The following is a 12013-nucleotide window of genomic DNA, read 5'->3' as shown; positions in this document are numbered from 1 at the left end:
TCTTCATTGTCGAGCCGTAAGGTTTCTCCAGGGACGACCGGACGACAACAGATGCTGAAGCGCTTCTCACCGAAAAACGAGTTCTTGGAGCTGCTCGCAACGCGTGCAGGCGTGGGCTTGTGGGAGGTTGTGCCGTATCGGGGGGAGCTCACCCACCCGAAAACCACCGTGACCTGGACACCGGAGTTGCGGCGCGTCCTCGGCTACAAGACGATCGAGGAATTTCCGAACACGCTGGAGGCGTGGTCGAGCCGGATCTATCCCGCCGATTTCGATCACATCATGTCCGCGTTCGCCGCCTCGATCAAAGACGCGAAGAACCAGGGCGCATACGACGTCAAGTACCGGATCGTGATGCCGGACGGCAAGCCGCGCTGGTTCCGCGCCACCGGTGGCGCCAATTACGACGAGAACGGCATCCCGACGCGGATCTGCGGCTCCCTCGTCGACATCGACGAGGAGATGAACATCAAGATCCGCGACGAGGAACGGGCGAAGCGGCTGGAGGAGCTGGTGACCGGCTTCACCCGGGACTCTGCGGCCCTGTTCGCCACCCTGTCGAATGCCGCCACGGAGATGAACGCCGCTGCCGCCTCGATGGCCGGGACGGCGAGCCAGACCAGCGCCCGCTCGACGGAAGTCGCGGGATCCGCCCAGCAGACCTCGACCAATATCGGCACCGTCGCGGCGGCCTCCGAGCAACTCGGCAGCTCGGTCAACGAGATCGGGCGCCAGGTCCAGGGCTCGGCGAGCCTCGCCGAGGCGGCGGTGGTCGAGGCGGATTCGACCGCGCGCCTGGTGCAGGAACTGAGCGGCGCGGTGAGCAAGATCGGCGACGTCGTCAGCCTGATCTCCTCGATCGCCGGGCAGACCAACCTGCTCGCGCTCAACGCGACGATCGAGGCGGCCCGGGCGGGCGAGGCGGGCCGCGGCTTCGCGGTCGTCGCCGCCGAGGTCAAGGAACTCGCCAACCAGACCGCCAAGGCGACGGACGAGATCTCGGCGCAGATCACCCGGATCCAGGATTCGACCGCGCAGGCGGTCTCGGCGATCGGCGGCTTCGGCACGCGGATCCGCGAGATCAGCAGCGTGACGACGGCGATCGCCGCCGCGGTCGAGGAGCAGAACGCCGCGACCCAGGAGATCGTCCGCAACGTCGCCCAGGCGGCGACCGGCGCCGGCGACGTGATGACCGGGACGGCCGGCGTCTCGGCCTCCGCCGCCGAGACCGGCGAGACTGCGGCGCGGGTGATCACCGCCTCGTCGCAGGTCTCGGAGCGCTCGCGCGAGCTGAACGCCCAGACCGACGCGTTCCTGCACGCGATGCGGGCGGCCTGAGCAAAGGCCACCCACCGCCGCCCGGAGTCGCCGTCAGGCGGCGGTCCGGGCGGCGGTGAAGCGGCGGAACGCCTCCAGGGTCTCGCCGCTGACATGGTGCTCGATGCCCTCGGCATCGCAGCGCGCCACGTCCGGGCTGACGCCGAGCGCCAGCAGGAACGATTCGACGATGCGGTGGCGCTCCCGCGCCTCCGCGGCCAGCGTCCGGCCGGCCTCGGTGAGGAACACCCCGCGATAGGGCCGCTGCTGCACCAGGCCGTCCTCGGCCAGGCGCTTGAGCATCTTGGCCACCGTCGGCTGCGCCACGCCGAGGCGGGCCGCGATGTCGACCTGGCGCGCCTCGCCGCCATCGCCGATCAGGTCGGCGATCAGCTCGACGTAATCCTCCACCAGTTCGAGCCGGCGCGCCTCGCGCACCTGCCGGAAGCCGGCGGAATGCGCCTCGGCATCGACCAGGGCGGCGGGCTCGTGCGGGCGATCGGTGTCCTGCATGGGGTGGGGTCGTCCGCCTCGTTCATTCGCATCGGTGTCACCGCACTCTTACCCGAGGACGGGCCAGGTGTGCAGGGCCTGAAGGCACGCCCTCCGAGCCTTCACCCCAGGTCCGTAACCTCAGGTCCGTCACCCCAGGTCCGCATCGGCTCCGGTCCCGGATGCACATTCATTCATGCGGCGCCCGCAGATGGGCGACGAAATCCTGCGCGAAGGGGGGCAGGGCGGCGAGATCGCGCAGGCAGATCGTCAGGTCGCGCACCGCCCAAGGATCCTCAAGGGCCACGATGGCGATCGCCATGGTGCGGGCGGCCCGGCGCGCGGTCGTCTCCGGCACGATGCCGAGGCCGACCCGGCACTCGACCAGGCGGCAGACCGCGTCGAAGCCGCGCAGTTGCACCCGCAGGCGCAGGGGCTGACCACTGCGGCCCGCCTTGCCGGCGAGGAAACGAGTCAGCGCGCTTGCGCGATCGAGCCCGACGAGGTCGTGGCCGAGCACCTCGGCGAAGGGTACGGAGGCCCGCTCGGCCAGGGGATGGCCGTCCGCGACGACCAGCACGAAGCGGTCGCGGCGGAACGGATGGGTCTCGAGGCTGCCGGTCTCGACCGTGCCGGCGACGAGGCCGAGATCCGCCGCGCCCTCGGCGACGAGCCCGACGATCTCGTCCGACAGGCGCTCCTCGATGTCGACGCTGACGCCCGGATGCAGGGCGAGATAGGCCGAGAGCACCTCCGGCAGGAACTCCGTCAGGGCGTTGGTGTTCGACAGGACCCGGATCTGCCCCGCCGCCCCGCCCGCGAAGGCGGCGAGATCCCCTTGCAGCCGCTCGACATTGCCGAGGATCTGGCGAGCATGGGTCAAGAGCGTGCGCCCGGCAGGCGTCGGGGTCACGCCGAGCCGCGCCCGGGTGAGGAGGGCAGCGCCGAGCGAGGCCTCCATGCTGCGGATGCGGTGGCTCGCCGCGGCCAGCGCCAGGTTCGCCCGGTTGGCCCCATGGGTGATCGAGCCCGCCTCGACGACGTGGCGGAACAGGCTGAGATCGACGAGATCGAAATGCATGGCGGCGCCTGCCTCCCTCCGGCGACGGCCCGTTCCCGGCCGATCGTTTCGCCGGCCGCGAAGGTAGATCGGACCGTGTTGCGATGACCAGGGGTGTTCACAGCCTTCGTCATTGGCGAAGGCTGGGTCAACGAGAGCCGCATTGCGAATTGGACGCGTTCCAGAGAGACAGGCGGACGCGTCTGTCACTCGCGCAGGGTCGCGGCCACGTTGCGCTCGCGCGACGGAGCCGGTAGGTGACCCAGTTTAGAGCCGGTACAGACCAGGGAATTCCGAGGATCACGATGGCGGACACCGCAAGGCCCACCAACCCCGCCGGCAGACCGGTCGTGCGACCGCTCTCGCCCCACCTCCAGATCTACCGCTGGACCTGGACCATGGCGATGTCGGTGGCTCACCGCATCACCGGCGTCGCGCTCTACGGCGGCACGGCGCTGCTGGCGCTCTGGCTCGTGGCGCTCGCCGCCGGCCCGGGCGCCTACGGCCCGGTGGCGTGGTTCTTCGGCTCGATCCTCGGGCGGCTGATCCTGTTCGTCTATACCTGGATCCTGCTGCACCACATGCTCGGCGGCATCCGCCACCTAGTCTGGGATTTCGGCCACGGCATGGAGCCCGGCACCCGCATCGCGATGGCCCGCTTCACCCTGATCGGCTCGACCGCCCTGACGGTGCTGATCTGGCTCGTCGCCCTCGTGGCGCGCTGACAAGGACGACGACAGATGGCCGAACCCCGTCCCTCGATCCGCACCGCCCGCGCCCGCATCAGCGGCCTCGGCGCCGCCCATCACGGCACCCGCGAATGGTGGATGCACCGCGTCACCGCGGTCGCCAACGTGCCCCTCGTCCTCGCCTTCGTGGTGATCGTCGCCCTGATGGCCGGCCGGCCCTACCCGGCGGCGGTCGCCCTGGTGTCGCACCCGCTGGTGGCGATCCTGCTCATCCTTGGCGTCCTGTCGGTCACCAACCACATGCGGATGGGCTTGCAGATCGTCATCGAGGACTATGTCCACGACAAGGGCCTGCGCATCGCCGCGGTCATCGCCAACAACTTCTACTGCGTCGTCGTCGCTGTCGCCTGCCTCTACGCCATCGTGCGCGTGAGCCTGCGGGTCCTCGTGTAACGACAGACTGCGTCACGCCAGAACGGGAACCTCGCCCATGGCCTCCACCGCTTCCGCCGCGCCGGCCCAGAACGGCAAGGCGTACACCATCATCGACCACAGCTTCGACGTCGTGATCGTCGGCGCCGGCGGCGCCGGCCTGCGCGCCACCGTCGGCTGCTCGCAGGCCGGCCTTCGCACCGCCTGCATCACCAAGGTGTTCCCGACCCGCTCGCACACCGTGGCGGCGCAGGGCGGCATCTCGGCCTCGCTCGGCAATATGGGCCCGGACGACTGGCGCTGGCACATGTACGACACCGTGAAGGGGTCGGACTGGCTCGGCGACCAGGACGCGATCGAGTACCTGGTGCGCAACGCGCCGGCCGCGGTCTACGAGCTCGAGCATTGGGGCGTGCCGTTCTCGCGCACCGCCGAGGGCAAGATCTACCAGCGCCCGTTCGGCGGCATGACCACCGATTACGGCAAGGGCACCGCCCAGCGCACCTGCGCGGCGGCCGACCGCACCGGCCACGCCATGCTGCACACCCTCTACGGCCAGGCCGTGAAGGCGCAGACCAACTTCTTCATCGAGTACTTCGCCCTCGACCTGATCATGGACGAGGAGGGCCGCTGCCGCGGCGTCATCGCCATCGACCAGGCCACCGGCGAGATCCACCGCTTCCGCGCCGCCACGACGGTGCTGGCCACCGGCGGCTACGGCCGGGCCTATTTCTCGGCGACCTCGGCCCATACCTGCACCGGCGACGGCAACGCGATGGTGCTGCGGGCGGGCCTGGCGCTCGAGGACATGGAGTTCGTCCAGTTCCACCCGACCGGCATCTACGGCGCCGGCTGCCTCATCACCGAGGGCTCGCGCGGCGAGGGCGGCTACCTCACCAATTCCGAGGGTGAGCGCTTCATGGAGCGCTACGCGCCGTCCGCCAAGGATCTCGCCTCCCGCGACGTGGTCTCCCGCTCCATGACCATGGAGATCCGCGCCGGCCGCGGCGTGGGCAAGAACAAGGACCACATCTTCCTCCACCTCGACCACCTCGACCCGAAGATCCTGCACGAGCGCCTGCCCGGCATCTCGGAGAGCGCGAAGATCTTCGCCGGCGTCGACGTGACCAAGGAGCCGATCCCGGTCATCCCGACCGTCCACTACAACATGGGCGGCATCCCGACGAACTTCCACGGCGAGGTGCTGACCCTGAAGAACGGCAACCCCGACCACGTGGTGCCGGGCCTGATGGCGATCGGCGAGGCGGCCTGCGTCTCGGTCCACGGCGCCAACCGCCTCGGGTCCAACTCGCTCATCGACCTTGTGGTGTTCGGCCGCGCCGCGGGCCTGCGCTGCGCCGAGACGGTGGAGAAGGGCGGCCGCCTGCCGGAACTGCCCAAGGACTCCGCCGACAAGGCGCTCGGCCGCCTCGACCGCTTCCGCTACGCCAATGGCGGCACGCCGACGGCGGAGCTGCGCCTCGAAATGCAGAAGACGATGCAGAACAACTGCGCCGTGTTCCGCACCGGCGAGGTGCTGGAGGAGGGCAGGGGCCTGATCAACAAGGTCTGGGCCGGCACCGACGACGTGAAGGTGACCGACCGCTCGCTGGTCTGGAACACCGACCTGCTGGAGACCCTGGAATACGACAACCTGATCGGCCAGGCCGTCGTCACCATGGAATCCGCCGCCAACCGGACCGAGTCGCGCGGCGCGCATGCCCGCGAGGACTTCCCGGACCGCGACGACAAGCAGTGGATGAAGCACACGCTCGCCTGGCTCGACCCCGACGCCCGCAAAGTCGCGATCGATTACCGGCCGGTCCACACCTACACGATGTCGAACGACATCGCGTATATCGAGCCGAAGGCCCGCGTGTACTGAGGCCGCCAGGGCCGGCTTGGAGGGATCGATGACCGAGTTCCCCCGGATCACCCGCAACCCGGCCGTCATGGCCGGGAAAGCCTGCATCCGCGGCAAGCGGGTGACGGTCGCGATGATCCTGGGGAATCTCGGTGAGGGCGTCGGCATCGACGAGTTGCTGGTGGCCTATCCCTATATCGAGCGCGAGGACGTGCTCGAGGCCCTCCGCTACGCGGCCTGGATGGCACAGGAGCGCGAGATCGCTCTCGAGCCGGCGGCGTGAGGATCGTGGTCGACATGAACCTCACGCCCGACTGGGTCTCGTACCTTCAGTGCCTTGGACACGACGCGGTCCACTGGTCGGAGGTCGGTGCGGAGGACGCGCCCGACACCGACATCATCGATTGGGCGCGAGCCTCCGGTCGCGCCGTCATGACGGCCGATCTCGATTTCGGGATCGCCCTGGCGCGGTCGGACGCGACCGCGCCGAGCGTCATCCAGCTCCGCATGGGATCCACGCTGCCTGGGCGCATCGGCCCCCTCGTCGCCCGCGCGATCGACGGGGCACGGGCGGACCTGCACTCCGGAGCCCTCCTCACCATCGAGACCGGACGGGTGCGACTGCGTCCCCTCGGGCTCGACCGCACCGATCAGGCATAGACAGATGGCCCAGTTCAACCTCCCCAAAGGCTCCCAGTACACCGAGGGCAAGACCTGGCCGAAGCCGGCCGGCGCCAAGAATCTCCAGGAGTTCCGGATCTACCGCTGGAACGAGGATGACGGCGCCAATCCGCGGATCGACACCTACTACGTCGATCGCGACGATTGCGGCCCGATGGTCCTCGACGCGCTCTTGTGGATCAAGAACAAGGTCGACGCGACCCTGACCTTCCGGCGCTCGTGCCGCGAGGGCATCTGCGGCTCCTGCGCCATGAACATCATGGGGCAGAACACGCTGGCCTGCACGCTCGGCATCGACGATTGCAAGTCTACCCAAGTCAAGATCTATCCGCTGCCGCACATGCCGGTGCTGAAGGATCTGGTGCCCGACCTGACCTCGTTCTTCGCCCAGCACGCGGCGATCGAGCCGTGGCTGCAGACCGAGACGCCCTCGCCCGAGAAGGAGTGGCGCCAGACTCCCGAGGACCGTGCGCGGCTCGACGGGCTCTACGAGTGCATCCTGTGCGCCTGCTGCACCACCTCGTGCCCGAGCTACTGGTGGAACGGCGACCGCTTCCTCGGCCCGGCGGCCCTGCTCCAGGCCTATCGCTGGCTGATCGACAGCCGCGACGAGAATACCGGCGAGCGCCTCGACGGGCTGCACGACCCGTTCCGGCTCTATCGCTGCCACACCATCATGAACTGCGCCAATACCTGCCCGAAGGGCCTGAACCCGGCCAAGGCCATCGCCGAGATCAAGAAGATGATGGTGGCGCGCGAGGTCTGATCCGCCTCCAGGCATCGTTCCGGGTGGCCGACTGGGTCCTGTCGGCCACACCCCCTCGAAAAGGCGCCTTCGGGCGCCTTTGTCGTTGGGGAAACCCCTGCACGTGCCTTGGCGGGATCGTATTTCCCGGGGACCAACGATCCCCGACATCCGCCCAAAGGCCCTTTCAGGACCCCTCGATGCCGCGCCAGATTCTCTGCACCGTCGCCGCCCTGGCCCTCGCCGCGAGCGCCGGCGCCTGCTCCTCGTCGCGGTTCGATACCGGGCTCAACGCCTCGGCCCGGCCCGTCGGCCGCCCGGCCCGGCCGCTGCCGCCGGAAGAACCGGATCTCGGCCCGGGCCTGTCCTCCGGCCCGGTGACCTCCGCCCCCCTGGCGCCGCCGCCTGGCGCCTCCGCGGCTCCCGTCGTTGCCAATCCGTCCGGCCCGATCATGGCGGAGCCGTCGCCCCCACCGCCGGTGCAGCAGCAGGCTTCGATCGCCCCGCCCCCGCCGCCCCCGGTGGTGGCGAGCGGCGGCCGCTCCGCGGTCGTCGGCGGCTGGACCGCCAAGGACGCCACCGGCGCGAGCTGCCGCGTCACCCTGGCGAGCACCCCGGCCCTCGACCTCTACAAGGCCTCGTCCGCCGGCTGCGCCAACAAGGACCTCGCGAAGGTCACCGCCTGGGACTATCGCGACGGCGAGGTCTATCTCTACCAGCCCGGCGGTACCGTCGCGGCGCGCCTGCGCCCGGCGGGCGGGGCGATGGACGGCGCCCTGTCGAAGTCCGGCGCGCCGCTGGCGATGGTGAGATAGGCACCTATTCGGCGGCACTGAGCCGGAAGGCGGGCCGCGGCGGCACCGCCTCGCCGGCCATCCGGCGGCAATCGGCGATGGTGGAGCGGGCGGTCTCGATCGCGATCATCACCGCCGCCATGGTGCGGGTGTCGGTCTCGCGCTCGCGGGTATAGCGGACGACATCGGCCGCCAGCGTATCGACCTCGCCGGTGAGCGCATCGAGGCCGGCCGGCTCGGCCCGGCGGGCCTCGGCCAGGATCTCGAGCAGGCGGTCCATCACCACGTCGATGCGCTCGCGCCGCAACCGGCGCAGTCGTTGGCGCAGCCAGGCCAAGGCCGAGCCGAAGCCGCCGCCGAGCACCGCCAGCAGGTAGACCCAGTCGCCGTAGCGCTCGATGAACCCCTGCTGCTCGCGCTCGTAATAGTCGATGGCGCCGGGATGGATCGGCAGCCGCGCGCTCGTCGCCTCGGCGGTGGTCTCGTAGGCGGGGGCGGCCACGTAATCGGCGGCCGGCGTCGCGTCGGAGAGGCGCGAGCGCAACTCGAACAGATGCTGGGTCACGTCCGCCGCCACGGTCCGGCTCAGCGAGGCCCTGGCCATCAGCCGGTAGGACGCGCCGACGGTCTTCACCTCCTCTTCGGGCACCTTCGGGCTGCCGCCGAACAGCCCGGCCGGCACCGTCACCGCCTGGAGCCGGGGCAGTCGCTCGATGATCGCCGGCCCGTCCTCGACCCCGACGAAATCGACCTTGCGGGTCCGGCTCGCCGCCTGGACGGTGCCGACGAGGCGCAACGCCATCGGGGCGGCCGGCGCGATCACCGCCACCACCGCGTCGATGCGCTTCTGCGCGAAGGCGGCGGGAAGATCGTCCTCGGCAAGCGGCACCAGCCGCACCTGCCCGGCGGGAATCGGGCCGCCGCCACCCTCCTGGAGGGTGAGGCCGTAATAGCCCATCAGGCTCTTCAGCAGCCACAGATCGGCGTCGCGATGCGCCACGATGCCGAGGCGCTTGCGGGCGAGGGCCGGGAAGGTCGTGATGCCGGACGGTGCCGGGGAGGCGATCAGCATCGCCTGGTCGCGCAGGATGGCGAGCGTCAGGCCGTTTGCCGGCAGATCGACGTCGGGCCGCACCACGGCGAGATCCGCCTGGCCCTGCTCCAGCGCCTTGGCGCTCTCGCGCACGTCGTCGAAGGGCAGGATGCGCAGGCGTATCCCCTTGTGGGTGCTCTTGAGGGCCTCGGCATAGGCGCGGATCAGCGCCGGCTCGGTGCCGTCCCGCGGCGCCACCGCGATGGCGAGCGTGGTCGCCTGCAACAGGTAGATCGCCACCGCCGCCGCGATGGTGAGCACCAGGCTGGTGACCAGGAAGATGCGCTCGGGCCGGAACGCTCTCGTCATCGCGCGGACACGCCCTCCCTCGAAAACCGGAATCTCGATCGGAGGAAACCGGTGGAGGGGGGCCGGGTTGCGCGGCCCGCGTGTCGCAGGGGAGGGATGGTTACGGGTTGACCCGCACCCCGACCAGATACGTATCCGAGTGATAGCTCGACCCGATCGCCGTGCTGCGCAGCAATTCGCGGGCGTAGCTCGCCCGGAAGCCGAGCCAGCGGTTGAGGCGGTAATCGAGCTTGACGCCGGCGCTGTAGCCCTGCTCGCGGATGCTGGTGCCCTGGTAGTCGTTGCTGATCAACGTGCCGGCGAGCGTCAGGCGCAGGTTGCGGCGCAGGTCGTGGGTGATCTCGGCGACGGCGGTGCGGGTGAAGATGCCGCTCGCGCCGGGCACGATGGTCTCGCTCACGCTGGTCGAGGCGCCGACCCGGAGCGAGGTCAGGGCCGTCGCCGCCCAGGTCACGGAGCCGTCGATTACCGGGCCGGTGACGTTGCTCAGCCGTGGGTCGGCGTAGTGGCGCGACAGGTAGCCGCCCGACACCTCGCCGGTGAGGAGCCGGCTGATCTCGAAGCTCGAACCGGCGCGGACCGTGACGCCGTCGGAATCGCGGCGCAGGCCGGACTGGTCGACCGCGAAGTCGTGGATGCGGGTGTCGACCAGGGTATCGACGAAGGGGGTGAAGCCGGGGCTGATCTCGTAGCCGGTGCGCAGGCGCAGGCCGAACTGGTTGGCGTTGCGGTCGTCCTGGCGCAGGATCGTGCCGTCGGGGAGTTGCGCATTCTCGAAGGTCTGGCGGTCGATCAGGCCCGCCAGCGTCACCTGCAGCCGGTTGAAGTTCTGCGTCACCCCGACCGTGCCGCCATAGGTGGCGACGAGGGGCCGGTCGCGGACCTGGGCGGCGAGGTCCGGGCTGCCGGCGCGCTGGGTCGAGATGGCGTAGCGGCCCTCGACATCGACCTTGGTGTCCCGGGCGACGTCGAGGCGCAGCCGCATCGCGCCGTCGCCGTCGGGCCGGTCGGCATTGGGGTTGTCGGGATACAGGAAGTAGCCGAAGCGCATCGCGCCGGTGAGTTCGTGGGACGACCAGTCGCTCGCGACGCGCAGCTCGCCCTGGCTGAGCAGCGCCATCGAGCCGCGGCGATAGATCGAGCGGTCGGGGTTCGAATCGTAGCCGACGCTCTGCTGCAGGGCCGGGAACAGGGTCAGCCCGCCGAGCCGGATGCCGAGCGGACCGTAGGGGTCGAGGGGGTCGATCGTGCGCCGGCGCAGGAGGGGCACGCCCGCGGCGAGGTCGGGCACGCCCGAGACGGGGATCTGCACCACCGGGCGCAGGCGCGAATCGTCGGCGATGCCCGTTTGCGTCGCCTGGCGGGTGATGGCGGTGGTGGGCGGGCGGGTCCGCCGCTGCGGCGGGGTGCGCGGCCTGGCGCCGAAGCGCGACGCCGCCCCCGGGCGGGCGATGCCGCGGGAGAGCCCGCCCTGGGCCGTCGGGTTGGAGGCGCGCAGGGCGAAGGTGGCGGGGTCCTGGCCGCCCGGGAGCGGGCCGGGCAGGCTCGGATCGGTCGCTTGTCCGAGACCTTGCCCGGCTCCCTGATCGAATCCCTGGCCTGCGCCCGGCGCCGCGACCTGGGCCCGGACCGGCCCCGCGGCGGCGAGGGAGACCGCCAGCACCAGGGCCGGGAGGCCGGGGCCGGCCTGTCCGCGTGTTCGCCGCTCGTCCGCCACGGGCCTGCCGCTCCGCTCCGCCGGGCCCGTCCAATTCGGCGGGCCATCATGGTTAAGAGGGGTACAACGGGCAGGGTTAAGTCCCCGTAACTGACCCTGGGCCAGCGATGTCCCGGGAAAGCGGCACCGCTCGGGCGAAGGACTGTCTCGTACGGTTTCCGATTGATCGCTTCGCGATGCGGAAACCGGCTTCACTCAGGCGCCGCGCGGGCCGGTGACACGGCGTCCGGAAGGACTCTCCCGGAAGCCGTATCACCGTTCCGGAGGCGTTCCGTCACCCGGACCGAGGGCGCGCTGCATCAGCACGGTGTCGAGCCAGGTGCCGTGCTTCCAGCCGACGGATTCGAGCACCCCGACGGGCCGGAAGCCGAGACCGGCGTGGAGCGCGATCGAGGCGGCGTTCTGCGAATCGCCGATCACCGCCACCATCTGGCGGAACCCCGCTGCCGTCGCCTCGTCGACGAGCCGCTCCAGCAGGCGCCGGCCCAAGCCGCGCCCGGCCTGGTCGGGCCGGACATAGACGGAATTCTCCACGGTGCCCCGGTAGGCCGGCCGGGTCCGGTAGGGGCCGGCATAGGCGTAGGCGACGACCGTCCCCGCCCGCTCGGCGACGAGGTACGGGTAGCCGCCCGACACGAGCGCCTCCCGGCGCGCGCCCATCTCGGCCTCGTCCGGCGGCTCGAGCTCGAACGAGGCCCGGCCGGTCGTCACCGCATGGGCGTAGATCGCCGTCACGGCGGGCAGGTCGTCCTCCCGGCAGGGGCGCAGGATTACGTCGTCCGTCTCGTCCGCCATCATCGCATCCACCCGTGGAAACGCA

The 12013-nt window shown here is 70.5% G+C and carries 12 protein-coding genes and 2 pseudogenes; 9 read left to right on the top strand and 5 right to left on the bottom strand.

What is annotated here, in order from left to right; all coding sequences use genetic code 11:
• Positions 1-51: 51 nt before the first annotated feature.
• Together AC3AOF_RS04085 and AC3AOF_RS04080 are read left to right on the top strand one after the other, a co-directional pair.
• Positions 52-378: pseudogene (locus AC3AOF_RS04085) on the top strand (PAS domain-containing protein); the annotation flags it as partial.
• A 102-nt stretch (positions 379-480) separates the two neighbouring features.
• A pseudogene (locus AC3AOF_RS04080) lies at positions 481-1338 on the top strand (methyl-accepting chemotaxis protein); the annotation flags it as partial.
• Between the two features lie 33 nt (positions 1339-1371).
• On the opposite strand, the gene mntR reads toward AC3AOF_RS04080, so the two are convergent.
• Positions 1372-1830 (bottom strand): manganese-binding transcriptional regulator MntR, encoded by a 459-nt coding sequence (gene mntR, locus AC3AOF_RS04075; protein WP_048465730.1) that lies wholly within the window; start codon positions 1828-1830, stop codon positions 1372-1374.
• A 169-nt stretch (positions 1831-1999) separates the two neighbouring features.
• Positions 2000-2890 carry a LysR family transcriptional regulator gene (locus AC3AOF_RS04070; protein ID WP_488347749.1) on the bottom strand — a complete coding sequence of 297 codons (891 nt, stop codon included), beginning with the start codon at positions 2888-2890 and terminating at the stop codon, positions 2000-2002.
• A gap of 284 nt (positions 2891-3174) precedes the next feature.
• Here AC3AOF_RS04070 and sdhC point away from each other — a divergent pair, with 284 nt between their 5' ends.
• The 7 genes from sdhC to AC3AOF_RS04035 all read left to right on the top strand — a co-directional run bounded on the left by sdhC (position 3175) and on the right by AC3AOF_RS04035 (position 8095).
• Entirely contained in the window at positions 3175-3594 is a 420-nt protein-coding gene (gene sdhC / locus AC3AOF_RS04065) for a succinate dehydrogenase, cytochrome b556 subunit (RefSeq protein ID WP_488347748.1), read from the top strand.
• Positions 3595-3609: 15 nt separating this feature from the next.
• Entirely contained in the window at positions 3610-4011 is a 402-nt protein-coding gene (gene sdhD, locus AC3AOF_RS04060; protein ID WP_488347747.1) for a succinate dehydrogenase, hydrophobic membrane anchor protein, read from the top strand.
• Positions 4012-4048: 37 nt separating this feature from the next.
• On the top strand, positions 4049-5875 hold the full coding sequence (gene sdhA / locus AC3AOF_RS04055; protein ID WP_236991977.1) for a succinate dehydrogenase flavoprotein subunit: 1827 nt from the start codon (positions 4049-4051) through the stop codon (positions 5873-5875).
• A gap of 28 nt (positions 5876-5903) precedes the next feature.
• On the top strand, positions 5904-6137 hold the full coding sequence (locus tag AC3AOF_RS04050) for a DUF433 domain-containing protein (RefSeq protein ID WP_236991978.1): 234 nt from the start codon (positions 5904-5906) through the stop codon (positions 6135-6137).
• Between the two features lie 14 nt (positions 6138-6151).
• Complete coding sequence (locus tag AC3AOF_RS04045; RefSeq protein WP_236991979.1) at positions 6152-6514, top strand: DUF5615 family PIN-like protein; 363 nt, start codon at positions 6152-6154, stop codon at positions 6512-6514.
• Between the two features lie 4 nt (positions 6515-6518).
• Complete coding sequence (locus tag AC3AOF_RS04040; protein ID WP_236991980.1) at positions 6519-7301, top strand: succinate dehydrogenase iron-sulfur subunit; 783 nt, start codon at positions 6519-6521, stop codon at positions 7299-7301.
• 179 nt (positions 7302-7480) lie between these two features.
• Positions 7481-8095: an AprI/Inh family metalloprotease inhibitor gene (locus AC3AOF_RS04035; RefSeq protein ID WP_236991981.1), complete on the top strand. Its 615-nt coding sequence runs from the start codon at positions 7481-7483 to the stop codon at positions 8093-8095.
• Positions 8096-8099: 4 nt separating this feature from the next.
• Here the strand turns inward: AC3AOF_RS04035 and AC3AOF_RS04030 are convergent, their stop codons facing one another.
• From AC3AOF_RS04030 to AC3AOF_RS04020, 3 genes are all read right to left on the bottom strand, one after another.
• Positions 8100-9476 carry a TAXI family TRAP transporter solute-binding subunit gene (locus AC3AOF_RS04030; RefSeq protein WP_488347746.1) on the bottom strand — a complete coding sequence of 459 codons (1377 nt, stop codon included), beginning with the start codon at positions 9474-9476 and terminating at the stop codon, positions 8100-8102.
• Between the two features lie 100 nt (positions 9477-9576).
• Entirely contained in the window at positions 9577-11193 is a 1617-nt protein-coding gene (locus AC3AOF_RS04025) for an outer membrane beta-barrel protein (RefSeq protein ID WP_488347745.1), read from the bottom strand.
• Positions 11194-11445: 252 nt separating this feature from the next.
• Entirely contained in the window at positions 11446-11991 is a 546-nt protein-coding gene (locus tag AC3AOF_RS04020) for a GNAT family N-acetyltransferase (RefSeq protein WP_442919319.1), read from the bottom strand.
• Positions 11992-12013 lie beyond the last annotated feature (22 nt).

This window comes from Methylobacterium sp. 142-1Y (genome assembly GCF_057747795.1).
This window is presented reverse-complemented; position numbering and strand designations above follow the sequence as displayed.